This is a genomic window from Telluria sp. ZT3P26 (assembly GCF_059686035.1).
This window is the reverse complement of sequence record NZ_JCASII010000007.1, coordinates 225,108-247,768: the sequence shown is the minus strand read 5'-3', so window position 1 is coordinate 247,768 and position 22,661 is coordinate 225,108. Positions and strand designations below refer to the sequence as shown.

Genomic DNA, 22,661 nt, shown 5'->3' with positions numbered 1-22,661 from the left:
ATCCAAGAGTAGTCGGGTTCCACCGAGCGCATCGCGCTGTCGAATAGCCCCAAGCTCAATAGAATCAGGCAGTCTTACCTCGGCAGCCAGCCAATCAAAAGCGCAATTCACCTGCTGCAAGATTTAATTGAATGGCACGAAAAAGCCGTCAGAGCCACATTCTTCCACGCGGATGTCAGCGCGTTCGATACCCGTAAGGCAAGTCCCGTCTTCTACCTTGTTTCTCAATCACGTCACGATGAACTCATACCCCGCCTGCAACGAGCCGACGACCTGCGCCTGGTTCTCCGGGCTTTCGCTGAATTGCACGAGCAGGTCGGCCGTAGTGATCGCATCGCGCTGCAGCGCGCTGAGCCAGTAGGCGAAGCCGGTGGCGTCCGGTGCCCGGTCCAGCACGTTGGCATACAGCGCAGTGAGTAGCGCGGCGTCCGTGGGCGCGGCGCCGTACAGGCTCTTGAATTCGGATGAGTTGATGAACGCGTTCGCTACCGATGACAAGGCTTGGCCCTGACCCATTTGCCCGATCCAGTAGCCAAGGCCGCCGGTGTCGGGCGTGCGATCGAATGCGGCCTGGTACAGGCGGTAAGCTTCGGCAGGAAAACCCTGCGTTTCATAGGAGATGAAGGCGCCATCGTCGAACGACAGGCGCTCGACGTTGCGCAGCTGATCGGTGCCGTCATACCCGACCAGGTCGGTCACGGTGATCGTGCCAGCGCGCAGGGTGACGGTGTATTCGTCGCGTCGGCCTTCCAGCACGAAGGTGTCGATGCCCGCGCCGCCATCGACGATGTCATTCGTGCGCGTGCCATACAACGTGTCGTGCGCAGCCGTGCCGGTGATACGGGTGGTTGCCGGTGCGAGGCTCTCATACACATTCACGCTGGCGTAGGTGTCGTAGTAACCCTGGTCCCACGACGCATTGATGTAGAACCAGCCCGTGTAGGGTGCAGTGAACGCTGCGTAATCGTAGCCATACGCGCCGCTGCCATCGTCTGCAGCGATTGCGTTGCCGGCGTCGTCGTAGATGCGCAGCAGGAACGGATCGTGGTAGCTGCCGCTCTGGACCGTATAACCCATCCCGGCCGTGGCGTGGAAGACGAAGATGTCGTCCTCGCTTGCATACGGATCGACGGTGCTGTAACGGGCGGTGCGGCCGTAGAACTGGCCGAGTTCCGGGTCCCGGACGGGGTCGAGGTCAAGGCGCCAGGCCCGGTTCATGGCCGACCACGTCAGGTCATCCAGGTAGTCGAGCGTGGGATAGGCGGACATGGCGGGCCTCTGGCAATGGGATGCGCCGATTATAGGCCTGGCAATATCGGCCAGCGTGCCGACATGGTTACGCTTTGTAAGTGCGCCACCATGTCGTCATCATGCAACCGCCGGGAACGCCTCGCTGCCATTACCCCAGGCCGCCAGCGCACGGCGCAGCAGGCGACGTTCGCGGTGGTCGATCTGCTGGTCGGCCCGCACGATCTCGAGCATGCCCTTGAGTACCAGTGCACGCAGGGCCGGATCTTGCACTTCGTCCAGCAGCGCGTCGATCGTGGCCGGTTCGATTTCGACCATGCCGGCAGCGTGGTTGGTGCTGTGGGCCAGCAAATCCTGGGTCAACTCGCCGGCGGCATCGTCGAACGTGTCTTCGCTCACGCCCAATACCTCGAGGACGCCGCTGTAGTGCAGGGTCTTGAGCTCCTGCGGTGCCAGACGGCCGTCGGCGATCATGGCCAGAGCCAGCAGACGGCTCATGGCTTTGGGACTGTCGGTCGGGTAATTTCTCATTGCTTCCTCGCTTCATGTGAACTGAGTCACCAATATACGATTGCGAAATCCTAAAGTAAAATCGAATTATCTTTAGCAATTCTCAATATTTCTGGTGGTAAGCGGCTATGAATTACAAGCACCTGCAGTACTTCCATACGGTGGCCACGGTCGGGAGCGTCGTGCGGGCGGCCGAGCAGTTGCACGTGTCGGCGCAAGCGATCAGCACGCAACTGCAGTTGTTGGAAGACCAGTTTGGCGAGGAACTGTTGCGCAAGAATGGGCGGGGACTGGTGCTGACCGAAGCCGGCAAGACCGTCTTGCGCTATACGGACCAGATTTTCAGCCTGGGTAATGAACTGGAGCAGGCGGTACGACGCGGCCTGTTCACCGAAACGGAAACATTGCGTGTCGGCCTGAGCGATGCGATCGCCAAGACGATGGCCTTCCGGCTGCTGCAGCCTGCGCGCGATGCGGGGCTGGCCATGCACCTGGTCTGTCGGGAGGGGCGTTTCGGCGACCTGATGGAAGACCTCAGCGCACACCGGCTCGACCTGCTGATCTCTGATCAGGGCTTGCCGCCTGGCGGCGCGGTGCGCGGCCACAGTCACCTGCTTGGATCGAGTACGGTCACGGTCGTTGCGCATCCCGACGTCTGCCAGCGCTGGGATGGTGAATTTCCGCAGCGCCTGAAAGGGGCGCCGTTCCTGATGCCGGGTCAGGGTGCGGCGTTGCACAGCCAGCTGATGGCCTGGCTCGAAGCGCAAGGACTGCGTCCGATCGTGGTCGGCGAATTCGACGACGGTGCACTGCTTGGCGCATTTGCCGGTGCCGGTGCGGGGTTCATGGCGGCGCCGACCGTGCTCGCCGCGTCACTGTGCGCGCAGTACGGGCTCGAGCCGGTGGGCGAGATCGATGCCATTGTCGAGCAGGTCTATGCCGTGACCGTCGAGCGGCGCGTGCACCATCCGGCGCTGCGGCGCATCCTGGAGCGGGCGCCGCAGGTGTTCAACTGAGAGCGGACGGCGTACGTCAGATGCGATCGCTTTCCTTGCGCACGACGCGCCCGATCACGATGCACTCATCGCCCTGGCATCGTTTGCGGTGGTAGGTGCGCTGGTCGGGGTTGTCGGACGTGAGCCACCACTGGGCGGCATCGCGCGCCAGGCGCTTGACGACGGCTTCGCCCTCGACATTCACCGCAAACACGGCGCCGTCGACCGGTTTGGTGTCGAGCGTGTTGATGACGACGATGTCGCCGGCATACAGCGAGGGCTCCATGCTCTCGCCCTTGACGTAGATCGCAATCAGATGCGACGGGCTGTACTGGTTGCGCTCCAGCCAGGTGCGGCGCATGCCGAGCGTGCCGCCATCGCGTGCTTCCGGTTCGGCCTGGTACCCGGTGATGCCGGCTGACAGGCGTAATTTGACCATCGGAATCGGTACGAAGGCATCGTCATCGCCTTCGGCCACCACCCGCAATGCGTTGGGTAACCCGGCGGGCCCAGACAAGCCGGGCAGGGCGCCGCCGTCATTGGCCGGGCCACCGGCCAGTGGCGCCAGGATCTCGGCCGGCAGGCGGCAGCCGGTGACGCGCGAGATCGCCAGCAACTGCTTCAGGTTGGGGCTGTGCTTTTCATTTTCCCAGTGCGAGATGTTGGCTTTGGTATGGCCGCGGTCGGTACCGAGCTCGAGCGCAAGACGGGCGCCCAGCGCCGTACCCGACAAGCCGGCGGCGGTGCGTGCCTCTTTCACCCAGTTAGCAATCATTGTTTGAAGGTCCATGTGCGTATGGTAAAGGAAATCTATACATTGAAGTATAGCTTTTCTTTACTGCTGTGGTATAGTTTTCCTATACTTTCATCCATCGCATTGATGTGGCGCAGGGTAGGCGTGGGCTTGCCGGGGCAGGTAACGCCGCAAGCACAGGGGAGACACGATGATCATTGAAACACTGCAGCGTCTGATGGACGCCAACCTGGCCGGACTGGCCAACGAACTGACGCTGGCCGACATCGGCGCGCTGATCGGCATGTTCAGCGGCTTGCTGAGCACGCTCGGCAACCTGTTATATACCTGGCGCAAGGATCGGCGTGAGCAGCGCGATAGCGATGCCGCCTGGGCCAGGCGCCAGAAGGAACCCTGAGGCCGGGCGCGTGTGTCGCGGTAGAATAGCGGACCGCAAGCACATCGATCCCGGAGCAGTCAGTAAATGGTTTTTCTCACCGTCCCCTACGCCGAAAAAGACGCCGCCAAGGCGCTTGGCGCCCGCTGGAATCCGACCCGCCGTCGCTGGTATGTGGCCGATGGCGTCGCCACCGAACCTTTCGCCAAGTGGATCGATGCGGCATCTGTCTCCGCTTCTGCGTCGACTGCAACCGCAACCTCTGGTGGGGGCACCGCCAAACCTGGCGCCAGGGCGGGCGCCGGTCGGGTGGACAGCTACCAGGGCAAGACCGTGGTTGGCGTGAATTACGTGGCGCTCGAACACGATTGCAACCCACTCGAAGAATGCCCGAGCTGCAGGCAGACGCTGGAAGGCACGCCCTGGTGGCAAGCACGCACGAGCCTGGCGGCGCTGGTCGGCGGCATGCCGGGCACGTCGAGTGTCCGGACGCCCGGCAAGGCCTCGTGATCGCCATACGGTCGCGTTAACGCTAAGATGCAAGCCTGACAATACTTCCGAAACCACGCCATGCATCCTGCGACCGCCAGCACGCGCCACGCCGGCCACGCCCGCAGCAACCGGCGCCTGGTCGGTGGCATTGCCATCTCGGCGCTGCTGCATGCCTTGCTGTTGTCGCTGCAGTTCGGGGTGCCGGGCGGTGACGCCGGCGGTGGCGCGCCGTTGAGCGTCGTGCTTGCGCCGTCGCCGCCGTCCGCGCCGATTCCCTCGCTGGCTCCGGTACCGCCGCCGGCACCAACCACGGCTGCGCTGCCGACGCCGGAGGTCCCGGCACCTGTTGCGACGCCGTCACCTTTACCCCCGCCTTCCGCTGCGGCGATCAATCCGGTACCGGAACCTGCGCGCGGATTGCGTCTGGTCGATCTGCCGCCTCCGCCGCCGCCGGTCGTGAAGACTGCGCCAGCGCCGAAGGCGAGTCCGCGTCGAACGCCCCCCGTTGCGCCTAGGCGCCGTCTGCGCGACGTGGCGACGCCCGTGATCGCCATGGAGTCCAACCCGGAGTCGGCGTTCGCCGTCGCGGTGCCATTGCCCGAGGTCGATGCCGGCCCGCCGCCAATGGTTGCGGACGCGCCCGATGCGCCCGAGGAGGCGGTGGCGAGCACGATGCCTGCCGAACCGGAACTCGTCGTCGATCCCGAAGCAGAGCAACTGGCGCAGGAAGCGCTGGCCCGGCGCGCGGCCGATGCGGCGCGTGAAGAAGCGTTGCAGCACGAGCTCGCGCTGCAGCGGGAGCAGGCGCAAGAGCGGCAGGCGCAACGCGACGCTGCCGAGGCACGCAGGCTCGCCGAGCTGCAGCAGGCGCAGGAACAGCAGGCCCAACAACTAGCACAGCAACAAGCACAGCAGCAAGCGCAGCAGCAGGCCCTGCGCGATGAAGAGGCGCTGCTGCGTCAGCGTGAGCAACAGGCAGAAGTGGCGCGCGAACTGGCTGCGCAGCGCGCAGCGCAGGAAGCGGCGGCGCAGCAAGCGCCGGTCCAGACGCAGTTACAAGCGCGCCAGCGTGCCGAAGAGGCCGCCCTGCGCCTGGCGCAGCAAGCGGCCGAGCGCCAGCGTGTCGAGGCGCTGGCGCAACGCAGCCAGGCCGAGGAGCGCGCGCGCCAGCAAGACGCCGAGCGGCAGCGCACCGAGGAACTGGCGCAGCGCAGGCAGGCAGAAGCGCGGGCGCGCGAGCAAGCCGCGGAGCAGGCGCGCCTGGACGCCGAGCGGCTGGCACGGGGCGCGGCCGAAGAAGCGGCGCGTCAGGAGGCGCAGCGTCAGCAGGCGCAGGCTGCCGGGCCTGCCACCGGAACAGCAGCAGGCCCAGCAGCAGGCTCAGCCACTGGCAGCGGACCGGCGGCCAGCCGCGCGGACGGCGCCGGCGCCGGTGTTGGCCCGGGCAGCAGTCCAGGTGCGCAGTCGGGCCCCGGCGCCTTCGCAGGTCTGCCCGGCAACCGCGCGCGCGAATTGCTGCGCGGGGTGACGATCCCGAATGTGGATGCTCCGGGCTTGCCGCGCGAGCGGTCGGCCGGCAACCGCCGCGTGGTGGCCGATGGCGGCGAGCGCGATGCGCCGCTGCGCCTGTACGTCGACAGCGTGCGCCAGAAACTCGAGCGCAACGCCGTGCTTGGCGGCGCGCGCCTGTCGCTGCGGGACGTCCGTATCGATCCGTTGGTGAGCGTCTCGCTGCGCAGCGACGGCAGTATCGACGAGATCACCATCGTGCGATCGAGCGGCCGCGCCGACATGGACGATGCCGTGCGCCGCTTCGTTCGCCTGAATGCCCGCTACGCCGCGTTCCCGCCGAACGTCGCCGCGAACTTCGACGTGATCGAGATTCGCCGCATCTGGCGCTTCGCCGAGGGACTCAAGCTTGTCGAAGAGATGCGCTGACGCCATCTGGCGCCAGTCACCACGTCACAGTCAGCCACATCACTGGTCAGAAGGGTGACCCGTCAGCCGGGCGCCGTGCGGCCGTGCCTGCCATTGCTTCACCCTGGTAGTTCCACCGGTTCCACATTGCGCCTGTGCCGCGCTCTCGTCGCATCCAGCAAAGTCAGGGCGACATGGCGCGCATCGGACGGTGCCAGGTAGGGCCCGATTGGCAAGCTCAATATGGATGCGGCCATCGCGTCGGTGACGGGGCAGGAGGCGCCGGGCGCCATGTGCGCGTAGGCAGGCTGCCGGTACACCGGCACCGGGTAATGCACGACGGTCGGGATGCCGGCTTGCGTCAGCACCGCGCGCACGCGCTCGCGGTCCTCGACCAGCACGGGGTACTGGGCATGAACGCTGCTCCGGTCGGACCGGCAGCCGATGAGCCGCAAGTGCGGCTGCAGCATGTCGTCGTACGCGGCCGCGACCAGGCGGCGCTGCTTGATCTCCCAATCGAAGCGGTCCAGTTTTGCCAGCACGATTGCGCATTGCAGCGTGTCCATGCGAGCGCCGGGGCCAAGCCGGACATGGGCATACGCGTGCCGACGCGCCCGGCCATGCATGCGGATGTCGCGCATCGCAGCCGCGAGCGCATCGTCGTTGGTGAACAGGGCGCCGCCATCGCCATAGCAACCGAGGGGATGGTTCGGGAAAAAACTGGTGCAGCCGATCAGCGACAGATTGCCGCTCTGGCGGCCGTGGTACGTCGCGCCAAAACTCTGCGCGCCGTTTTCGATCACCGCCAGGCCATGGCGGGCGGCGACGCTGTTGATGGCGTCCATGTCGGACGGCTGGCCGTAAAGCGAGACTGGAATGATGGCGCGCGTCGCTGGCGTGATCGCGGGTTCGATCAAGCGGGGATCGAGCGTGCACGTGGCGCGCTCGATGTCGATGAACACCGGCGAGGCACCGGCCAGCAGGATCGCCTCGGTGGTGGCAATGGCAGCGAACGGGGAGGTGATGACGGCATCGCCTGGCCCGATGCCGACTGCCATCAGGGCGATCGCCAGTGCCATGGTGCCGGACGATACAGTGATGCAATGGCGCGCGCCCGTGTAGCTGGCCAGGCGTCGCTCCAGTTCGGCGACTTCCGGGCCCATGACGTATTGGCCGTGGTCGAGAACGCCCTGGATGCGGCTGTTGATCAGGCTGCGTGACGCGCCATATTGCGATTGCAGGTCAGTAAATTGCATGCGCTGTCCTCGTTCATCGATGGATGCGGTACGCGGCGGTCGCGGCAGCACGCGAACCGCCCGCTCGTGGCCGCAAGCTTGCGTGACGGTCCCCGGTTCAGGCCTGCACGACATTGGGCGAGCGGTGCGGGAACACGCCGCGCGTGTCCACGATCAGGCTGGCGTTCTGGCGCACGAGTTCATAGTCGAAGGCGCTGTGGCCGGTGGCCAGCAACACCACGTCATAGGAGGCGACTGACGCCGGAGTGAGCTCGACGCTGGAAAGGTCGAAATGGTGTTCGCGCATGCGCGGGAACACGGGCACATGGGGGTCGGAATACGCGACCGTCGCGCCGCGCGCGCGCAGCAATTCCATCAGTGCCACCGACGGGGACTCGCGCATGTCGTCGACATCCTTCTTGTAGGCGATGCCCAGCACCAGGATGCGGCTTCCCATGACCGCGCGGCTGCGGCTGTTCAGCGCGTCGGCGACCTTAGTGATGACCCAGGCCGGCATGTCGCTGTTGATTTCGCCGGCCAGCTCGATGAAGCGGGTGTGCAGGCCGAACTGGCGCGCTTTCCAGGTGAGATAGAACGGGTCGATCGGGATGCAGTGCCCGCCCAGGCCCGGGCCGGGATAGAAGGCAGTGAAGCCGAACGGCTTGGTGGCGGCGGCCCGGATGACTTCGTGGATGTCGATGCCCATGCGGTCGGCGATGATTTTCATTTCGTTGACCAGCCCGATATTGACGGCGCGGTGAATGTTCTCGAGCAGCTTGGTCAGTTCGGCAGCGCGGGTTGAGCTGACCGGGACGACCGTGTCGATCGCTGTCCGGTACAGGGCCAGGCCGGCTTCCAGGCAGGCGGCGGTCGAGCCCCCGCAGATCTTGGGAATGGTGCGGGTGTGGAAGTCGGGGTTGCCGGGATCTTCGCGTTCCGGCGAAAACACCAGAAACACATCGTGGCCGACACGCAGGCCGCGCGCTTCCAGGCGGGGCCGCAATTCTTCTTCGGTGGTGCCGGGATAGGTGGTGCTTTCGAGCGACAGCAACTGCCCGGGCCGGATATGGGGCAGCAGCGACTCGACGGTGCCGATCACGTACGACAGATCGGGTTCGCGGTAGGCAGTCAGGGGCGTGGGGACACAGATGATCAGCGCGTCGGCTTCGGCCACGCGCGAGAAGTCGCTGGTGGCAGCCAGGCCGGCGGCGCGGGCCGCAGCGATCGTCGTACCCTGGATATGGGCGATGTAGCTCTCGCCGCGGTTGAGCTGGTCGACCTTGGCGGCATCGATGTCGATGCCGAGGACGTGGAAGCCTTCGGCCGCATAGCGCAGCGCGAGCGGGAGCCCGACGTAACCAAGGCCGACGATGCCGATCACGGCGTGGCGCTCGCGCAGCCGGGTCAGCAGCTGTTCCAGGTGAACTGATTGGTTCTCGTCTCGCATGGTGTCCTCGACAGTGGTAATGATCGTTACGGAAGAGATTGAAAACAGCAACGCGTCAGACCCGTGCCCGTGCAGTAGCGCGCCGCTGCCACGTCGCTGGCTGGATCATCGCGGGCAGGGCTGAATCCAGAAGGGCACCCCATCGCCCATCTGGCCCGCCCGGGTGCGGCACGACATGACGTGACCGGGCGACGAACGTGTCGATCGCCAGCGCGCTGCGCGCCAGACCCGTTGCGCGGGAATGGCCGGCGTGGAACAAGAAAGCAGAAAGTCGGGACCGCAGATCAGGCTAAAATTGATCAAGGGATGGCGCTGGATAAATTGCATGGCGATTTGATGATCGATGGTTTGCGGGAATGCGGGTAGTTCTGACGCAGTGAGAAGAACATCATTTTTCGCGAGAATAAAGGAAGCGCCCATGCCAAATCGATTTTCTTGAAATAAATAACTAGCGCAAGATAGTGCGGCAATAAAAAACACCAGCACCAATGCAGACGGGCCGATCATGATCATGAAATCAGCGCTGGCCTTGCGAGGCGCCGATCCGGGACCCACAGAGGACCGGTTGGGCGTCAAAACGCATTGAGTGGACATGATGAACATTTCCTCGCCTGAAAAAACGCGCTGATACCATCCGAGAAATTTATTCACAACATGATCAAATAAAAACATCGTACGGGCATCAATTCGTGGATCGAATTAATCCAGGCGATGAATCGGGTGAAGCGCATTTTGATTATCCGACCCTGATTACATGGCGGGATTGAGATCACTCAACAGCGCTCAGGGATATAAATGGCGAGGCGCGTCTTTCAAACGGCCCAATAAAAAGAGAAATAGAATCAGGGAATTAAATTTCTGATTCTCTATTTCTTGATTGCAGATTCAAGCGGAGGAGGGTGACGTTCCCGGCCCGGCAAGCCAGGAACGCATGGCAATGTACTACGCGCCCGGGCGGCCAGGCCGCGGTTGCGGGGCCATCGGCGGCACGGTGATCGTCTCGTTCAGGCGCAGGAACTTGAAGCCGGCCAGCATCTGGCCAGGCTTGCCGGCGCGCGCATTGTCCGCTTCTCGCCCGGCCACGCGCGCCATGTACGAGGCGAACGTTTCTTCGCGCACCTTCGGCGCCGACGAATGCAGGAAGTGCCGCTCGCCGTTCGGCCCCAGCACCACCAGGCCCACGTGCGAGGCCCAGAATTCGCCGTCGCGGGTCGAGATTACGTTGACGAAGTCGCCTTCTTGCAATTGATCGAGGATGGCGGCCACACCGTCTTTCGGCACGTAGGTCTGGCGGCTCGTCTCGACAGGAATATCGCGCACCGTGTTGTGGCGTGTGCGCAGGAAGCGCGCGCGGTCGACCCGCATGTCGTAGCCGGGGCCGTTCGGGCCGGCCAGGTCGGCGCTGATGTCCGTGACCAGCCAGCGGTTGGCCACGTTCCAGTCGAGCTCGGTGTAATGGTTGCGCGTGGCCACGCCGATCACGCCGTTCCGGTAGCGGATCCGCTGCAGCATCCAGAAGAACTCTTCCCATGATTGCGACAGCGCCATCGCGTAAGTGTGTTCCACAAAAACCACACAATCGCTTTGTTCGATGCTGTACATCGGCAGGCTGTCGTGAATTTCGAACGGGAATTCGCCCAGCAGATTCAGCGAATAGGGCTGGCCGATATTCTGGCGGCCGATCGCGGCGATGCGCTTGCGCAGGTCGGGCTGCGCGGTCTGCATGTGCGGGATGTACTGGCCCGCTTCGAACGGCGTCATCTTGTAGATCGGCTTGTCCAGCAGGGCTGCCATGGGCGTGGGCGGCGGTGGCGCGCCCGGGATCGGCGGCGTGGCGGCGGGGGGGCTGGCGCAGCCGGTCAGGACGGCGCTGGCAAGAAGCAGGCAGGCAAGGCGCATGGCGTTCATCTCGAAAGAAGGGAAAGTGTCACGCTAATCCGGTATGGGCAATGGGGATAATGAATTCTGCGTCGTTGCCCATAACCAGAACGACCCGTGGGAAACATGCATTCCTCCCAGTTATACGAAAGCGAACACAAGTGATTATTCATGATGGCAATCCATCATGAATACTCGGCACAAGCATTGGCAAATTTGCCTTACTTTACCAAGAATCGCACCCTTCCCAGGAGAGAGATGATGTTCAAGCAGAAGCCGCTTGCCGCGGCCGTATCGATGGCCGTCTGGAGCCTTGCCACGTTGCCAGTGCTGGCGCAGGCGAAAGCGCAGGACCAGGACACCGCAGCCGCAGTGCCGATGCAGACTGTGGAAGTGACGGGCATCCGCGCCTCGCTGGCCCGGTCGCTGGCGGTCAAGCGCGATGCGTCGGCCAACGTCGAGGTCATCACGGCCGAAGACGTCGGCAAGATGCCGGACAAGAATCTGGCCGATTCGCTGCAGCGTCTCGCCGGCGTGGCGGTGCGCACCGACTACGACGAGGCCGAAAAGGTCTCGATGCGCGGCACCAATCCGGACATGTCGCTGATCATCTTCAATGGCCACGCCGTCAGCAGCGCCGACTGGTACGTTGCCGACCAGGGCTCGAGCTCGCGCTCGACCAGCCTGTCCCTGATGCCGTCGCACGTGCTGCAGCAGGCCGTCGTCTACAAGACCTCCCAGGCCAATATCGTCGATGGCGGCCTGGCTGGCACCATCAACGTCTCCACGCGCAAACCGCTGTCGGCCAAGGAGAACCTGTCGGGCGTGATCAGCGTCGGCGCCAGCTACGCCGACCTGCCGGGCCGCTACGCGCCGGACATGAACGGCTCGGTCAACTGGAAGAACGAGGCCGGCACCTTCGGCGTGCTGGCGGCGCTGTTTGCCGAGAAGCGCTACGTGCGGCGCGATTCGGTCTCGCGGTTCGCGTACGGCACCAACAGCGGCTGGGACGTGATCAACACCAGCACGATGAAAGGCATCACCGATGCATCGCTCGCGGGCACCGGCTACACGGCCGCAGACCTGAATGGCGTACGCCTGCCTGGCTCGATGAGCTCGGAGTTCGTCGAGTCGGTGCGTGACCGCAAGGGCGGCATGCTGTCGCTGCAGTTCAAGCCGAACCGCGACCTCGACGTGACGCTCACAGGCTTTCATTCGTCGATGGACGCCGACAACCACGGTCGCCTGACCTCGAGCGCCATCTACTCCATGCTGCTCGGGAAGAACGCGCCGCTGGGCAGCACCGTGGCCACCGCTGCCAATACCAGTTCGAACGGGCAGCAGGTATTCGCGCAGATCCGCAATCCGGTCATCGTCAACGAAACCACCGTCTACGGCAACCAGCTCAAGGTTCTCAAGGCCGCCGACATCGTGTTCCCGAACGGGACCACGCCGCAGTACGTCGGCAACTCGGAAGGCTTCTTCCGCGACGGCGCCAAGGCCGAAAGTTCGTTCCTCGACCTGGACGCCAAGTACCGCGTCAACGACGACCTGACGGTCAAGACGCTGCTATCGACCACGCGCGGCGTGGGCACGACGGAACTCGATCAGGGCCTGACGCTGGCCCGCTACGGCACCGGCATCTCGTATGCGCTTGGCGGCCTGCATGACGCGCCGTTCGTCCAGTACCAGAACGCGGGCGGCAACCAGCCTGGCCTGAACGCCGACGGCAGCGGCTACACCATCGTCGACCGCGCTGCTTCGGGCGTGCGGACCGTCGACAAGGAATGGAGCGCACAGTTCGACGCCGAATACCGCGTCGATCGCGGCATCTTCCAGTCGCTGGAAAGCGGCGTGCGCTTTGCGGACCACAAGCGCACCAGCGCGCGCCGCGGCCCGGCTTTCCGCAACGGCATCACGCTCAACCCGGTCACGGGCCGCGTCACGTCGAATACGCCGACGCCAACCACCGGCTGGCAAGCGTTCCCGGGTGACTTCGGCGATGGCCTGGATGGCCCGGCCGGCTGGGACAACACCGGCTTCACGTACACGCCGGAAGCGATCAAGGAGTACATCGCGGCCAATACCAAGGTCACGAGCGACGCGTTCGAACGCCGCGTGAGTTCCGAGATCGACATGCAGGAGCGCCAGACCGCCGCCTACCTGATGGCCAACCTGGAACGCGATCGCTGGTCGGGTAACGTCGGCGTGCGCTTCTCGCGCACCGAAGTGAAAGCCAATATCGCCACGCCGATTCCCGCTGGCGCCTGCCAGCGCGTCGCGCCAGGCCAGGCGCCCGTGACCTGCGCCGCCTATCCGGGCGCGATCACCGATGCCGGCGACGCCACCGCGTTCTTCGATGGCACGCCGTTCAATCCACTGGCCGGCATCCTGTATTACAAGACGCCGACCAAGCGCACCTTCGACAACTGGCTGCCAAGCCTGAACGTGCGCTACGACATGGGCAACGACATGCTGGCGCGCTTCGGCGTGAGCCGCACGATCGGGCGTCAGAACTACAACCTGCTGGGTAGTGGCTTCGGCACGCCGGGTTGCGACGCCAACGGCTGCCGCGTGACGGGTCCGAATCCCGACCTCGAACCGCAAACCGCCGACAACGTCGACCTGTCGTGGTCGTGGTACTTCGCACCGCGCTCGATCATCGCGCTGAGCGTGTTCCACTCGTCGATTGATGGCTATCCGAAGACGGGCGCCGTGGGCAGCACCACGATCGACCTGCAGGATCCGCGCGACCAGACTGTCAAGTCGTTCTTCGTCAACACCGCCTCGCAGCAGGGCGCGAAGATCAACGGCATCGAGCTGCAGTACGAGCAGCCGTTCGGCACAACCAACTTCGGCTTCACGTCGAACATCAGCCGCGCCAAGACGAAGGTCGACGATGGCCGGCCGATGGTGGGCGCGTCCGAATGGACCGGCAACCTTGGTTTGTATTACGAAGACCGCAAGCTGTCGGCGCGCCTGGTGGCCAACTACCGCGGCGAGTACGTCAACAGCACGACGGCGCCGGCGCCAACGGCCAACAGCCAGGGCCTGACCGTGATCAACGGCGTGGCCATGCCGACTGCGCCGACCTACGCCGATGCGGTGACGACGCTGGCGCTGTCAGCCAACTACTACTTCACCGACAACCTGGAGCTCGCGTTCAGCGCGACCAACCTGACCAACGCCAAACGCGCGCAATATCGCTACAGCGAAGAAGAGCAGCAGAAGCTTGACGTCAGCGGTCGCCAGTATTATCTGAACCTGCGCTACAAGTTCTGACCCGGCGCTTGCAGCGACGAGAAGGGGGCCGCGGCCCCCTTTTTTCATGGGTACTGCGAGCTCATCCGTATTGACGCCCAAAGTGTGCGGCATCTAACGGTGAATGTGGGGCGCAGCCGTTAAGATGCTCCTGTCTGAGTGAGGAACGCGCGAAGTAATTCGCAGCCATCCGACACCTCAACAGGTTAGCCGGTCGCCTCGAGGATCGGCACCAATTTCACGACCGGTGCGGGCCATTTGGCTGCACCGGTTGGCAAGGAAGCGGAGGTTGCCATGTACGATGTCAAGCATCCAGCAAAGCACCTGGTACGCGAATACCTCGCGCGCCGTGCGCGTGATCCGAAGCCGCCACCGGCGCCCGAGGAAATCCGGCGCCAGCTTGGCTGGGCCATGCTGATCCCGGCGGCGCTCAAGATCGCCCCGACCGCAAAGTAACGTCCGCACATGTTTTCGCGTCGACGTCCTGACAAGGACGCGGCGCATAGTTCAACCAAGGAGACCACATGACCACCAGAATCGGAAGCAAGCACATCGCTCAACATCGCGGCAAGGCAGAACGCCTCGAGATCAAGCGCACCAACATCGCACGCGAAGCCGTGCGCCAGGCTGAAGCCCGCGCCAAGTACCGTAACGTGCCTAAAGGCCTGGTCAAGCGCCAGGAAGCCGCCAGCGCTGCCTGATCGCGCCTGCGCTGCACACCGAACCCGCCACATGGCGGGTTTTTTTTCGTCTGGCATTGGGCAGGCGGCGCTGATTCGCCATTCGCCGGTGCCGATTCGCCATTCGCCGAAAACCACTTTCCCCAACGTGCCCACCCTTGCTATCGTGATCCCTATTCGATCACAAGGAGGTCCGCACCATGCAATCCGAAGAATCCTATCGCTGGCGCAAGCAGATTGTCTGGGGCTTGCTGCTGATCGTCGTCGGCGCCGTCGTGCTGCTCGATCGCCTGTACTACATCAACGCCGAAGATTACTGGCACTACGCGCCGCTGCTGCTGGTCGCCGTCGGCATCAGCCAGACGATTGGCTACCCGAGCCCGAAGGAATTCGGCAACGGCTTGTGGACGGTATTTACCGGACTGTGGCTGTTTGCGGTGCTCGAGAATGCCTTCGGCCTGACGTTCCGTAACAGCTGGCCCCTGTTCATCCTGATGTGGGGCATCAAGCTGGTGCTCGATCCGTTCATCGCCCGCCGTTTCCTGAATAACCAGAAGGTGAGCCGCCATGAAAAATGACCATCTGCCCAGGGGCGTGACGGGCCAGGTCGTGCTTGGCCTGCTGGTCATCGGCATGGGCCTCTTGTTCCTGCTCGATAATCTCGGCCTGGTCGACATGCACCGCGCGGTCTCGTTCTGGCCGATGCTGTTCGTGATCGTCGGCACCGTCAAGCTGTGCGACACGCGCAGCCAGGGTGGCACGCTGCTTGGTGCGGCACTGGTCGGGGTCGGCATCCTGATGATGCTCGACCGTCTCGACATCATCAACTTCAGCGTGCGCACCTTGTGGCCACTGATCCTGATTGGCCTGGGCGGTTTTCTGGTGGCCAAGGCGCTGCGCAACCGCGGCATGACGGGGGCCGTCGGGGCAAGTTCCGGCGCCGGCATGCTCGACGAAACGGGCAGCGGCGACGTGGTCGACATCACGGCGATCCTGGGCGGCTACGAGCGCCGCGTGGCCACGCAGGATTTTCGCGGCGGTGAGATCACGGCGGTCATGGGCGGGTGCGAACTCGATATGCGCGGCGCCTCGATCCGTGGCGAAGCGGTGATCAACGTGTTCGCGTTCTGGGGCGGCGTGACGATCAAGTGTCCGCCCGACTGGACCGTGATCCTGCTTGGCACGCCGATCCTGGGCGGCTTCGAAGAAAAGACCGTCGTGCCGCCCGATGGCAGCAAGCGCCTCGTCATTCGCGGCTATGCGATCATGGGCGGCGTGGAAATCCGCAACTGATGGGCCGGATGTTCTGGGCCGGGCGCAGCGCCGCGCTGTACCTGGCGGCTTGGGTGATGCTGGGGCTGATGCTGGCGGGCCTGCTGAATGCGGCCACCAACGCCGGCATCGTGGCCAGCCTGCTGTTCGCGCTGCCGCTGATGCTGGTGTATGCGAGCGTGTGCGGCTATTCGAGCTACTACCTGTGCCGCGCCTATCCGCTCGCCACCAGGTCGTTGCGCCCGGTGCTGGTCGTGTTTTTTGTCACGGCCGCCAGCGCGGCCCTGCTGTGGTGCGCGGCAGCGCTGGCGTGGGCGGCCTTGTGGCGCTGGCTGGCCCCGTCGATGGGCGGCGTGCTGCTGTCGCCACCCGTTGCGGCGGCGATGTTCGGCGTCGGCGTGCTGCTGTACGGGATGACCGCCTGCGCGCACTACCTGGCGCTGGAGTTCGAGCGCGCGCGCCGGCTGGAAACGCGCGAACTCGAACTGAAGCTGCTGGCGCAGGACGCCGAACTGCGCATGCTGCGCACGCAGATCGATCCGCACTTTTTATTCAACAGCCTCAATTCGATCAGCGCGCTCACCAGCATCGATGCCGACGCAGCGCGCGACATGACCCTGCAACTAGCCGGCTTCTTCCGCCACACGCTGGGACTGGAGGCGCACCGCAAGGTGGCGTTGTCCGACGAAGTCGAATTGACGCGGCGCTTCCTGGCGATCGAGCAGGTGCGCTTCGGCCCGCGCCTGGTATTCGCGTGCGAGATCGCCGATGATGCGGCGCGCTGCCTGCTGCCGCCGATGATCCTGCAGCCGCTGGTTGAAAACGCGGTCAAGCATGGCATCGGGCGGCTGCCGCAGGGCGGCGTGGTGCGCGTGCAGGCGGTGCGCGCCGGCTCGCAACTGAAGCTGCGGGTCGAGAACGACGTCGATCCGGATGGCGGGCCGGCAGGCAAGGGTGGTGGCGTTGGCCTGGCGAACGTGCGCCAGCGCCTGAACACCGCGTATGGCATCGACGCGAGCGTGCACGCGACACGCGATGGTACACATTTTCGGGTGGACCTGATCCTGCCCGCAGACATGGGAGAGTGAACGCATGCGGGTTCTGATCGTGGACGATGAATACCTGGCGCGCGCCGTGCTGCGCGAATACCTGACGACGCACGCGGACGTCGAGATCGTCGGCGAATGCGCGAACGGCTTCGAGGCGGTCAAGGCGATCGCGGAGCTCGGCCCCGAGCTGGTCTTCCTCGACATCCAGATGCCGAAACTCGACGGCTTCGAGGTGGTCGAACTGGCCGGCAGCAAGCCGCACTACATCTTCGCCACGGCCTACGACCAGTTTGCGCTGCGGGCGTTCGAGGTGCATGCGATCGATTACCTGCTCAAGCCGTTCTCACGCGCGCGCCTGGGCGAAGCGCTGGCGCAGGCGCGCCTGCGAAACGCCCGGCCGGCACAGATCGAGGCCGTGGTCAAGGAGGCAGCGGCGCGCCACACGCCCATCGAGCGCATCCTGATTCGCGATGGCGCCCGTGTGCACGTGGTGCCAACGGCCAGTGTCGACTACATCGAGGCGCAGGACGATTATGTCGCGGTGTGCGCGGACGGCAGGCAGTACCTCAAGCATGGCAGCCTGGCCGAACTCGAGGCACAGCTCGATCCCGCCATCTTCGTGCGCATCCACCGCTCGCACATCGTGAACCTGGGCGCCATCGCGCGCATCGAACCGGTGAGCAAGGACAGTCACTGCGCCGTGCTGAAAAGCGGTGTCAAGCTGCCCATCAGCCGCAGCGGCTACCAGCGCATCCGCGAGCTATTGGCGTAAGCGTTCAGCGCGAATTGTGCGCGCCCAGCTCCCACCAGGCCGGCATGAGCGCGCGGATGCCCGGCTGGGCGAAGCGGTCGTCGATCAGCCACACCACGCCGCGATCCTGTTCGGTGCGGATCACCCGTCCGGCCGCCTGCACCACTTTCTGGATGCCCGGGTACAGGTACGTATAGTCATAGCCGGCGCCGAACAACGTCTGCATCCGCTCGCGCAGCTGCTCGTTGACGGGATTGACCTGCGGCAGGCCGAGCGTGGCGACAAATGCGCCGATCAGGCGCTCGCCCGGCAGGTCGACGCCTTCGCCGAATGCGCCGCCCAGCACCGCAAAGCCAACACCGGCGCCGCCAATGGCGAAGCGGTCGATGAATCCCTGGCGCGCGGTCTCGCTCATGCGGCGTTCCTGGCGCCAGGCCGTCACGCCAGGATCCAGCTTCGCCAGCGCGCCCGCCACCTGGTCCATGTAGTCGAAGCTGCTGAAGAACGCCAGGTAGTTGCCGGGACGTTCGTGGAACTGGCGCGCGATCAGTTCGGCGATCGGTTGCACCGATGCGGCGCGCGCCTGGTAGCGGGTCGAGATGCCCTTGGCGACATGGACGTCGAGCTGGCTGGCCGTGAACGGCGAATCCACCTCGACCCAGGCCGTGTTGGCCGGCAGTCCAAGTGTATCGGTGCAGTATTGCCAGGTGCCGAGCGTACCGGAGAACAGCGTGCTCGAATGCGACGCAGCAAAGCGCGGACCGAGGAACGGCGCCGGCACCACGTTGCGGATGCAGATCGTCGAATCGCGCAGGGTAGGGCGGTCGGCGTCGCGCGACAGGTCCACGAGAGAGTGCGGGCCAAACGACTCGGCCAGGCGTGCAAACTGCAATGCGTCGAAGTGGAAACGCTGCAGGTCGGGGTCGAGCGGACCGGGGAACGCGGCCAGGTGTTCGTTGATGGTGCTGGACGCATCCTGCAGCGCGTCGACCAGTTTCGCCGGCATCGACTCGAGCAGCTGGTACGGCGCGGGGGCACCTTTGTCGACATTGGTCCAGGCGCGACCGACGCGTTCCAGCGCTTTCTTGACCGCGGGAGGCGCGACGGCGCGCGCGGCGCGCAGCAACTCGCGGTCGATCTCGGCGCTGTACATCGAGCGCGCGCGGTTGACCAGGTTGTGGGCTTCGTCGACCAGCACGCTGGCCTTCCAGCCGTTGGCCTGCGCCAGCGCGTACAGCATCGCGCCGCCGTCGAAATAATAGTTGTAGTCGCCAACGATCATGTCGACCCAGCGCGTCATCTCGCTGCCCAGGTAGTACGGGCAGACGTCGTGTTCGAGGGCGACGGTGCGCAGCGCTTCGCGGTCCAGCACCAACACATCAGCCGCAGCGGCGCGCGCGGCCGGCAGGCGGTCGTAAAAGCCACGCGCCAGCGGGCAGGCGTCGCCGTGGCACGCCTTGTCCGGATGCTCGCAGGCCTTGTCGCGCGCGGTCAGTTCCAGCACGCGCAGCGGGGTTGACGTTGCGGAGCACAGTTTGGCCGCGCCATCGAGTGCCAGGCGCCGGCCCGGCGTTTTCGCAGCCAGGAAAAACACCTTGTCGATGCCTTGCTGCGGCATGGCCTTCAACGTCGGGAACAGGCTGCCGACCGTTTTACCGATGCCGGTCGGCGCTTGCGCCAGCAGGCAGCGCCCGCTGGTATTGGCGCGGTAGATGCTCTCGGCAAGGTGGCGCTGGCCGGGCCGGAAGTCGGCATGCGGGAAGCGCAGGTGCGTCAGCGCGTCATTGCGCTCGGCGCGGTGCGCGCTTTCCTGCGCAGCCCAGCTGGAGAAGCGTTCGCACAGGCCCGCAAAATGGGTCTGCAGCCACGCGCGGTCGCGCTGTTCACGCAGCACTGTTTCAACGCCGCTGCCGATGTCGTAGTAGACCAGGGCCAGGTTGACTGCGTCCAGGCCGCGCTCCTGGCACAGCAGGTGGCCATACACGCGCACCTGCGCCCAGTGCAGGTAACGGTGGTTGTCGGGGATGGACTCGGGGCGGCCGCGGTGCGTTTTGATCTCTTCGATCAGGTTTTCGGTTTCGTCGTAGCCATCGGCGCGACCGCGCACGCGCAAGCCGTTCCATTCGCCGGACAGCGGCAGTTCGGCGCGGTAGCCGTCGCCCCGGCGTGCGGCGACGACGGCGTGGCCGGCGATGCCTTCCTGCGCGCTGGGCGAGGGCGTGAAGCGCAGGTCGAGGTCACCCGCCTTGGCGGTGAACTCGCACAGCGCGCGCACGGCGATCGTGTAGGCGGGTTGCGTGGTGCCGGTCAAATCAGGCCGCCATTTCGGGCGCCAGATCCCAGACCAGGTAGCAGACCGCCACCGGCATCGCATGCGCGGCGCAGTACTCGATCCAGCGCTGCTGGTTGTCCTGCAGGCGGTCGCCCGGGCCCTTCACTTCGATCATCGTGTAGCGGCCTTCGAGGGGGAAGAACTGGATCAGGTCGGGAAAGCCGGTGCGGTTTTCGCGCACGTCGGCCAGGATCCGCTCGCACCACTTGCGCAGGTGCGCGGCCGGGATGCAATCGAGGGCCAGTTCGACCAGCTCGAGGCTGATGCCGTCCCAGTGCACGAATGGGGACTGCAGGCCGGCCTTGTCGCGGTAGGTCGCGCGGATCGTGTCGCGGTAGGCGCCTGACTCGAGTTCGTCGAAGCAGGCAGAGAATTCGGCCAGGCGGCGCCCGTAGAAGTCGGCGCTGTACAGGTCGGCCGGCCCGCGGTGGAACGGGTGGAAGAAGGCGCCGGGGATGGCGGCGAAGATCGCGCGCCAGCACAGCAGGCCAAACAGCGTATTGGCCAGCGCGTTTTCGACATAGAACACGGGCGCGCCGTCTTGCGTCAGATGGTCGCGCACCGCGCCCTCGACCCAGCGCTCGCCGTTCGGCGGTGCCAGGCGCAGGTCGATGCGCTGCACCTCGGTCTTCGGCAGCCGGCCGAGGCGCGCGTGGCCCAGGCGGCGTGCCAGGCGCGGCGCGATGCGGGCCAGGTGCTGGCGCTCGGCGTCGTTTTCGGGTGCGGCCTGGGCCTCGGTCAGCAGGGCCCAGGCGTCGTTAAAGCGCTCGTGTTTTTCAAGGACGCGAATCGCGCGGCCCCGCGCGCCGGGGTAGCGGCAGCGTGCGTAGGCGGCAAACGCGCCGTCCCAGTCCTTTTGCTTTTCGTAGTGCTGGCCGATCTGGAACACGAGCTTTTCACGCCGGCTGGCCAGCCAATCGTTGTCGAACGCATGCTCGGGCAGGTCGCGCACGACATCCTCGACCGCTTCACCGGCAGCGAAGCGCTCGCGGCATGCGTGCAGCAGGATGTAGTGGTCGATGTCGGCGCGCTGGCGGAAACCGCGCGAGGCCGGTGAGATGTCGACCTGCTCGTAGCGGAACAGGCCCAGGTCGGACAGCACGAAGTCGGTCCAGCCCTGGCGCAGGTTGCCGAAAAAAACCAGACGCAGGCGGTCGCACAGCGGCTTGACGAGAATGCGCCAGGCGACGTCCGGACAATCGCCGTACCAGCCCGAGAAGCGGCGGGGATCGGCGCAGTCGGCGCGCAAGGTTTCGAGCAGGTCGCCCTTGCGCGCGCTTTTCTGGCGCAGGTGCGGGAAGGCCTGGGCAACTTCGGGCTTGGAGAGCAGGTCGAACAGCTCGTCGAGCGACAGTTCGGGATCGGCTTCGATCCAGCCGGTGCCGAGCAGATGGCCGGCGGCTTCTACCGGGCAGCCGATCTCGGCGTAGCGCAATTTGCTGGCGCGAAACAGCGTGCCTTTTCGCATGACCATGCGCACGAACAGCGCGCGTGCCGCATGCGGCAGGGCAGGGAAGGCGGCCAGGAACGCGTGCTCCTGCGCGTCGAGCAGGTCGGCATAGCGTTCGCCGATCCAGTCGAGAACGCGCTGAAAGTTGTCCAGATAATAAAACTCGTTTTCCAACAACCTGATCATGACCACCTGCGTTACTGTTCTTATGTACAGTATAAGCGCGGGTGGACGGGGAATCCAGCAGTTTCGGCGCGATCGTCCGGTGCGGTGCTAGCGCGTTGGCCGTGGACGACAGGCGTCGTCGGCGCAACGCGCCGGGTCCGCGTCGGGTTCAGGCACGGCGTGGCCATTGGCGTGATAGATGACGGCCGAAATCAAGGCGACATCGCTGTCCGGCACCTCGGCGATGCGTGCCGGTAACGCATGTTTTGCCGGCCGGGCTGGCTGGCGCGGTACGGCAGCGCGCGTGCGCGCCGGTGGCGGGACGGGCGCCGTGGCCCGCACGATGGCCACGCTGCGTTCCGTCACAGCGGGCGTGCGTGTGGGCTTGACTGGCGCCGGTTTCAGCAGGCGCAGCGGCGGCAGCGGATGGGGTGCGAGGTCTGCCGTCGCGACCACGGTCGACACCGGGACCGGCGGCGCGGCGTCGACGATCAGGGCAGACGCTGCCGGCGCAACCGGTTCTTCCGCCGCGACCATGCTGCGCGCCGCGTCGCCTGCGCGCGCGACTTCCAACCTGGGTAACGCGTCCTGCCCCGCCGCCAGCCAGGCCAGTGTGCAGGTCAGCCCCAGCGCGACGACGACGGCGCCGCCATACCAGGCCAGCCGCAGGCCGCTGCCGCCTGCCAAGGCGCGGCGGGCCGGCTCGCGTTCGAGCTTGGCGAGGATGCTGTCTTCGTTGCCGCCGCGCCGCGCCGATGACATCAGATTGGGCCGCAGGTGCGGGTGCGTGGGGTTCGCTTGATTTTCGTCGGGTGGACGCACGGCAGCACTCCTAAGATGGGATTTTTC

21 protein-coding genes are annotated in these 22,661 nt (G+C 65.2%); 11 read left to right on the top strand and 10 right to left on the bottom strand.

The annotated features are described in order from the left end of the window. Positions 1 to 228 precede the first annotated feature (228 nt). Together AC56LN_RS21320 and AC56LN_RS21315 are read right to left on the bottom strand one after the other, a co-directional pair. A complete protein-coding gene (locus AC56LN_RS21320) occupies positions 229 to 1,269 on the bottom strand; it encodes a DUF4214 domain-containing protein (RefSeq protein WP_499574591.1) in 1,041 nt (346 codons plus the stop codon). 99 nt (positions 1,270 to 1,368) lie between these two features. Next, positions 1,369 to 1,779 carry a tellurite resistance TerB family protein gene (locus tag AC56LN_RS21315; protein ID WP_499574590.1) on the bottom strand — a complete coding sequence of 137 codons (411 nt, stop codon included), beginning with the start codon at positions 1,777 to 1,779 and terminating at the stop codon, positions 1,369 to 1,371. A gap of 107 nt (positions 1,780 to 1,886) precedes the next feature. Here AC56LN_RS21315 and AC56LN_RS21310 point away from each other — a divergent pair, with 107 nt between their 5' ends. Continuing rightward, on the top strand, positions 1,887 to 2,774 hold the full coding sequence (locus AC56LN_RS21310; RefSeq protein WP_499574589.1) for a LysR family transcriptional regulator: 888 nt from the start codon (positions 1,887 to 1,889) through the stop codon (positions 2,772 to 2,774). Positions 2,775 to 2,790: 16 nt separating this feature from the next. Here AC56LN_RS21310 and AC56LN_RS21305 read toward each other — a convergent pair whose 3' ends face one another. After that, on the bottom strand, positions 2,791 to 3,528 hold the full coding sequence (locus AC56LN_RS21305; RefSeq protein ID WP_499574588.1) for a S24 family peptidase: 738 nt from the start codon (positions 3,526 to 3,528) through the stop codon (positions 2,791 to 2,793). A 169-nt stretch (positions 3,529 to 3,697) separates the two neighbouring features. Here AC56LN_RS21305 and AC56LN_RS21300 point away from each other — a divergent pair, with 169 nt between their 5' ends. The 3 genes from AC56LN_RS21300 to AC56LN_RS21290 all read left to right on the top strand — a co-directional run bounded on the left by AC56LN_RS21300 (position 3,698) and on the right by AC56LN_RS21290 (position 6,313). Next, entirely contained in the window at positions 3,698 to 3,904 is a 207-nt protein-coding gene (locus AC56LN_RS21300; RefSeq protein ID WP_499574587.1) for a hypothetical protein, read from the top strand. A 66-nt stretch (positions 3,905 to 3,970) separates the two neighbouring features. Then, positions 3,971 to 4,393, top strand: coding sequence for a DUF5710 domain-containing protein (locus AC56LN_RS21295; protein ID WP_499574586.1), 423 nt, complete (start codon positions 3,971 to 3,973; stop codon positions 4,391 to 4,393). A 60-nt stretch (positions 4,394 to 4,453) separates the two neighbouring features. Then, positions 4,454 to 6,313 carry an energy transducer TonB gene (locus tag AC56LN_RS21290; RefSeq protein WP_499574585.1) on the top strand — a complete coding sequence of 620 codons (1,860 nt, stop codon included), beginning with the start codon at positions 4,454 to 4,456 and terminating at the stop codon, positions 6,311 to 6,313. A 98-nt stretch (positions 6,314 to 6,411) separates the two neighbouring features. On the opposite strand, the gene AC56LN_RS21285 is transcribed toward AC56LN_RS21290, so the two are convergent. From AC56LN_RS21285 to AC56LN_RS21270, 4 genes are all read right to left on the bottom strand, one after another. Then, positions 6,412 to 7,548 carry a DegT/DnrJ/EryC1/StrS family aminotransferase gene (locus tag AC56LN_RS21285; RefSeq protein ID WP_499574584.1) on the bottom strand — a complete coding sequence of 379 codons (1,137 nt, stop codon included), beginning with the start codon at positions 7,546 to 7,548 and terminating at the stop codon, positions 6,412 to 6,414. Between the two features lie 97 nt (positions 7,549 to 7,645). Beyond that, entirely contained in the window at positions 7,646 to 8,974 is a 1,329-nt protein-coding gene (locus AC56LN_RS21280) for a nucleotide sugar dehydrogenase (protein WP_499574583.1), read from the bottom strand. Between the two features lie 105 nt (positions 8,975 to 9,079). Beyond that, entirely contained in the window at positions 9,080 to 9,646 is a 567-nt protein-coding gene (locus AC56LN_RS21275; RefSeq protein WP_499574582.1) for a hypothetical protein, read from the bottom strand. Positions 9,647 to 9,916: 270 nt separating this feature from the next. Further along, positions 9,917 to 10,873 (bottom strand): N-acetylmuramoyl-L-alanine amidase-like domain-containing protein, encoded by a 957-nt coding sequence (locus tag AC56LN_RS21270; RefSeq protein WP_499574581.1) that lies wholly within the window; start codon positions 10,871 to 10,873, stop codon positions 9,917 to 9,919. Between the two features lie 237 nt (positions 10,874 to 11,110). Between AC56LN_RS21270 and AC56LN_RS21265 the strand changes: the two genes are divergently transcribed. From AC56LN_RS21265 to AC56LN_RS21235, 7 genes are all read left to right on the top strand, one after another. Further along, positions 11,111 to 14,134 carry a TonB-dependent receptor gene (locus tag AC56LN_RS21265; RefSeq protein WP_499574580.1) on the top strand — a complete coding sequence of 1,008 codons (3,024 nt, stop codon included), beginning with the start codon at positions 11,111 to 11,113 and terminating at the stop codon, positions 14,132 to 14,134. A gap of 273 nt (positions 14,135 to 14,407) precedes the next feature. Further along, a complete protein-coding gene (locus AC56LN_RS21260) occupies positions 14,408 to 14,569 on the top strand; it encodes a hypothetical protein (RefSeq protein WP_499574579.1) in 162 nt (53 codons plus the stop codon). A 68-nt stretch (positions 14,570 to 14,637) separates the two neighbouring features. Then, entirely contained in the window at positions 14,638 to 14,814 is a 177-nt protein-coding gene (locus tag AC56LN_RS21255; protein WP_482898359.1) for a hypothetical protein, read from the top strand. Positions 14,815 to 14,993: 179 nt separating this feature from the next. Then, positions 14,994 to 15,371, top strand: coding sequence for a LiaI-LiaF-like domain-containing protein (locus AC56LN_RS21250; protein ID WP_343027230.1), 378 nt, complete (start codon positions 14,994 to 14,996; stop codon positions 15,369 to 15,371). Beyond that, the gene (locus tag AC56LN_RS21245) at positions 15,361 to 16,086 is read left to right on the top strand and encodes a LiaI-LiaF-like domain-containing protein (RefSeq protein ID WP_499574578.1); all 726 of its coding nucleotides are present in this window, start codon (positions 15,361 to 15,363) and stop codon (positions 16,084 to 16,086) included. Before AC56LN_RS21250 ends, AC56LN_RS21245 begins: the two co-directional genes overlap by 11 nt. Continuing rightward, the gene (locus AC56LN_RS21240) at positions 16,086 to 17,153 is read left to right on the top strand and encodes a sensor histidine kinase (RefSeq protein ID WP_499574577.1); all 1,068 of its coding nucleotides are present in this window, start codon (positions 16,086 to 16,088) and stop codon (positions 17,151 to 17,153) included. Before AC56LN_RS21245 ends, AC56LN_RS21240 begins: the two co-directional genes overlap by 1 nt. Before the next feature lie 4 nt (positions 17,154 to 17,157). Next, positions 17,158 to 17,886: a LytR/AlgR family response regulator transcription factor gene (locus tag AC56LN_RS21235; protein ID WP_499574576.1), complete on the top strand. Its 729-nt coding sequence runs from the start codon at positions 17,158 to 17,160 to the stop codon at positions 17,884 to 17,886. 4 nt (positions 17,887 to 17,890) lie between these two features. On the opposite strand, the gene AC56LN_RS21230 is transcribed toward AC56LN_RS21235, so the two are convergent. From AC56LN_RS21230 to AC56LN_RS21220, 3 genes are all read right to left on the bottom strand, one after another. Continuing rightward, entirely contained in the window at positions 17,891 to 20,239 is a 2,349-nt protein-coding gene (locus tag AC56LN_RS21230) for a helicase C-terminal domain-containing protein (RefSeq protein ID WP_499574575.1), read from the bottom strand. Then, on the bottom strand, positions 20,178 to 21,833 hold the full coding sequence (locus AC56LN_RS21225) for a VRR-NUC domain-containing protein (RefSeq protein WP_499574574.1): 1,656 nt from the start codon (positions 21,831 to 21,833) through the stop codon (positions 20,178 to 20,180). Before AC56LN_RS21225 ends, AC56LN_RS21230 begins: the two co-directional genes overlap by 62 nt. An 87-nt stretch (positions 21,834 to 21,920) precedes the next feature. Beyond that, a complete protein-coding gene (locus AC56LN_RS21220; RefSeq protein WP_499574573.1) occupies positions 21,921 to 22,634 on the bottom strand; it encodes a hypothetical protein in 714 nt (237 codons plus the stop codon). Positions 22,635 to 22,661 lie beyond the last annotated feature (27 nt).

Excerpts from the sequence above, each read along its gene's own strand:
- AC56LN_RS21320 (WP_499574591.1), bottom strand. The coding sequence starts at position 1,269 with ATGTCCGCCTATCCCACGCTCGACTACCTGGATGACCTGACGTGGTCG.
- AC56LN_RS21315 (WP_499574590.1), bottom strand. The coding sequence starts at position 1,779 with ATGAGAAATTACCCGACCGACAGTCCCAAAGCCATGAGCCGTCTGCTG.
- AC56LN_RS21310 (WP_499574589.1), top strand. The coding sequence starts at position 1,887 with ATGAATTACAAGCACCTGCAGTACTTCCATACGGTGGCCACGGTCGGG.
- AC56LN_RS21305 (WP_499574588.1), bottom strand. The coding sequence starts at position 3,528 with ATGATTGCTAACTGGGTGAAAGAGGCACGCACCGCCGCCGGCTTGTCG.
- AC56LN_RS21300 (WP_499574587.1), top strand. The coding sequence starts at position 3,698 with ATGATCATTGAAACACTGCAGCGTCTGATGGACGCCAACCTGGCCGGA.
- AC56LN_RS21295 (WP_499574586.1), top strand. The coding sequence starts at position 3,971 with ATGGTTTTTCTCACCGTCCCCTACGCCGAAAAAGACGCCGCCAAGGCG.
- AC56LN_RS21290 (WP_499574585.1), top strand. The coding sequence starts at position 4,454 with ATGCATCCTGCGACCGCCAGCACGCGCCACGCCGGCCACGCCCGCAGC.
- AC56LN_RS21285 (WP_499574584.1), bottom strand. The coding sequence starts at position 7,548 with ATGCAATTTACTGACCTGCAATCGCAATATGGCGCGTCACGCAGCCTG.
- AC56LN_RS21280 (WP_499574583.1), bottom strand. The coding sequence starts at position 8,974 with ATGCGAGACGAGAACCAATCAGTTCACCTGGAACAGCTGCTGACCCGG.
- AC56LN_RS21275 (WP_499574582.1), bottom strand. The coding sequence starts at position 9,646 with ATGTTTTTATTTGATCATGTTGTGAATAAATTTCTCGGATGGTATCAG.
- AC56LN_RS21270 (WP_499574581.1), bottom strand. The coding sequence starts at position 10,873 with ATGCGCCTTGCCTGCCTGCTTCTTGCCAGCGCCGTCCTGACCGGCTGC.
- AC56LN_RS21265 (WP_499574580.1), top strand. The coding sequence starts at position 11,111 with ATGATGTTCAAGCAGAAGCCGCTTGCCGCGGCCGTATCGATGGCCGTC.
- AC56LN_RS21260 (WP_499574579.1), top strand. The coding sequence starts at position 14,408 with ATGTACGATGTCAAGCATCCAGCAAAGCACCTGGTACGCGAATACCTC.
- AC56LN_RS21255 (WP_482898359.1), top strand. The coding sequence starts at position 14,638 with ATGACCACCAGAATCGGAAGCAAGCACATCGCTCAACATCGCGGCAAG.
- AC56LN_RS21250 (WP_343027230.1), top strand. The coding sequence starts at position 14,994 with ATGCAATCCGAAGAATCCTATCGCTGGCGCAAGCAGATTGTCTGGGGC.
- AC56LN_RS21245 (WP_499574578.1), top strand. The coding sequence starts at position 15,361 with ATGAAAAATGACCATCTGCCCAGGGGCGTGACGGGCCAGGTCGTGCTT.
- AC56LN_RS21240 (WP_499574577.1), top strand. The coding sequence starts at position 16,086 with ATGGGCCGGATGTTCTGGGCCGGGCGCAGCGCCGCGCTGTACCTGGCG.
- AC56LN_RS21235 (WP_499574576.1), top strand. The coding sequence starts at position 17,158 with ATGCGGGTTCTGATCGTGGACGATGAATACCTGGCGCGCGCCGTGCTG.
- AC56LN_RS21230 (WP_499574575.1), bottom strand. The coding sequence starts at position 20,239 with ATGCGATGCCGGTGGCGGTCTGCTACCTGGTCTGGGATCTGGCGCCCG.
- AC56LN_RS21225 (WP_499574574.1), bottom strand. The coding sequence starts at position 21,833 with ATGATCAGGTTGTTGGAAAACGAGTTTTATTATCTGGACAACTTTCAG.